Origin of the sequence: Maribacter sp., assembly GCF_049667165.1 — a bacterium.
Taxonomy (GTDB): Bacteria; Bacteroidota; Bacteroidia; order Flavobacteriales; family Flavobacteriaceae; genus Maribacter_A.
Genome location: NZ_JBATHS010000161.1, coordinates 1 through 2,082 on the forward strand (window position 1 = coordinate 1; position 2,082 = coordinate 2,082).

The window sequence follows — 2,082 nt, forward strand, 5'->3', positions numbered from 1 at the left end:
AAGAAGATCATTTTGACCAACTTTCCCGAGCCAGAGGTGATTTCTATAGAACCGGAATTGGAATTCTATGACATACAAAACGGACTCTTTAATACGTTTACGCCTAATGACCTTACTTCATTGAACAAAGAGGCCCGAAAGCATATTATGGAAAAGATACCGGAAAGCGGCCTAATGGATACTGCAAAACGGGAAGCCTTGGAAGCGGTATTGTTGGTAGAGAAAATTGTAGAAACCATAGGCTGGAAATTGGATTATTCCGCCTTACGCATCGAAGAAAGACAAAAGGATCTTTTAAAATAATATAATCGATATGATTTAAATAATCCCATGAAAAAATACGTCTTCATCTTCTTATTTTTAACGGTCAACCTCGTAAGTTATGGCCAAACAGAGAGCCCTATGAAAGATTTCGATGCCAATTATGCACATACGGTTTATTTTTGGCTGCAAAATCCAGAAAGTCATGAAGACTGCGCTGCCTTTGAGACGTCCTTAAAGAAATTTATGGACCATTCGGCCTATGCGAAGACAAAATATATCGGAACTCCCCCAAAGGCAAGCAGGGATGTGGTCGATGGTTCGTTCACCTATGCTTTGATCGTAACTTTTGAATCGGCCGAAGCACAACAAAAATATCAAGACGAGGCACCACATAAACTGTTCATTGAAGAATCGAGCCATCTTTGGACCAAGGTGATTGTCTACGACTCCACCGGCATATAACACGAACAGGATGAATATAGAGGAGTTCAGGGAATATTGTCTTACGAAGAAGGGCATCACCGAGGAGTTCCCTTTTGATGAACATACCTTGGTATTCAAGGTTATGGGCAAGATGTTCGCCTTGGTTGCTTTGGAGCGTTTGCCTTCCCAAGTGAATCTTAAATGTGATCCGGAAAGGGCAATTAAACTTCGCGAAGAATATGATGGTGCTATAACCTCGGGTTACCACATGAGCAAGACCCATTGGAATACAATAATGTTAGCGCAAGTTCCACCAAAACTCATTCGTGAATTGGTAGACCATTCCTATGATTTGGTCGTCTCAAAATTCACCAAAAAATTAAAGGCAGCTTTTGATGCTATATAATCGATTATGGGTAAACTGGATTATATAATCAACGAATTGGAAACCTGCTTTGATGGCAAGCCATGGTATGGGGATTCGGTCATGAAAAAATTGGATGCTGTGGACTGGCGTATTGTCAATGACCAAATTTATGGGGATAAATCGATAGCGGTTTTAGTACAACATATCATCAATTGGCGCATTTTTGTAATCAAGAAATTACAGGGAGATACCGAGTACGATATCATTATTGACGAATTAAATGATTGGACTAGGGTCGCAATCAAAGGTGAGCGGGAATGGGAACAGCTGAAACAGCAGATTCGACAGACCCAAAAAGAGATCCTGGAACTTTTGGCCCATTGTTCTGATGAACTATTGGATAAAAAAGTGCCAGCGAAGAACTATACTTTTGGTGCCATCTTACCTAGTATCGCCCAGCACGATATATATCATCTTGGGCAAATAGCGCTGTTGAATTCGGAACGTATCAACAAGTAATGTTTGCTTATCTTTATCGATTAAACAAGCGATTTCCTTAATGCAAAATCCACAAATATTTTATAAAGAACAGATTGCCAGTTTTGAAGGGCAATTGGCCCGAGTACAACATCAACTTTATGCATCAAGCATGATCCGGTTGGTTGTTTTTTGCCTTATGGCGTTTGGAATATACTTCACTTTTGGCAATACCAAACTGGTTATAGGCCTTATAGTAATCACCATTGTCATTTTCATTTATTTGGTTTCCAGGCATACCGATTTACAATACAAGCGGGATAAGATTCAGACCATACTACATATCAATACGACCGAATTGGAAGTGCTTCAAAGAAAATTCGATCATTTGCCCATGGGTAATGAGTTCAATGTAGCTGGGCATTATTATAGCCAGGATATCGATCTCTTTGGCCGTGGTTCTTTTTATCAATATGCGAATAGAACCGTTCTAAAACACGGAAGTGAGGTCCTTGCATCTATGCTTTTGGAGAATTCCATTGAGAATATAC

The 2,082-nt window shown here is 39.8% G+C and carries 4 protein-coding genes and 1 pseudogene; all 5 read left to right on the forward strand.

The annotated features are described in order from the left end of the window. Positions 1 to 303 (forward strand): DUF4230 domain-containing protein (locus WBM98_RS08345; protein WP_424365565.1); only part of this gene is annotated, 303 nt, incomplete at its 5' end. A gap of 27 nt (positions 304 to 330) precedes the next feature. Beyond that, positions 331 to 726: a Dabb family protein gene (locus WBM98_RS08350; RefSeq protein ID WP_424365566.1), complete on the forward strand. Its 396-nt coding sequence runs from the start codon at positions 331 to 333 to the stop codon at positions 724 to 726. Between the two features lie 10 nt (positions 727 to 736). Then, positions 737 to 1,093, forward strand: a complete 357-nt coding sequence (locus WBM98_RS08355) for an MmcQ/YjbR family DNA-binding protein (RefSeq protein ID WP_424365567.1) — start codon at positions 737 to 739, stop codon at positions 1,091 to 1,093. A 6-nt stretch (positions 1,094 to 1,099) separates the two neighbouring features. After that, a complete protein-coding gene (locus tag WBM98_RS08360) occupies positions 1,100 to 1,573 on the forward strand; it encodes a DinB family protein (protein ID WP_424365568.1) in 474 nt (157 codons plus the stop codon). A gap of 40 nt (positions 1,574 to 1,613) precedes the next feature. Further along, a pseudogene (locus tag WBM98_RS08365) lies at positions 1,614 to 2,082 on the forward strand (MutS-related protein); the annotation flags it as partial.

Coding starts and splice junctions, on each gene's coding strand:
- WBM98_RS08350 (WP_424365566.1), top strand. CDS start 331: ATGAAAAAATACGTCTTCATCTTCTTATTTTTAACGGTCAACCTCGTA.
- WBM98_RS08355 (WP_424365567.1), top strand. CDS start 737: ATGAATATAGAGGAGTTCAGGGAATATTGTCTTACGAAGAAGGGCATC.
- WBM98_RS08360 (WP_424365568.1), top strand. CDS start 1,100: ATGGGTAAACTGGATTATATAATCAACGAATTGGAAACCTGCTTTGAT.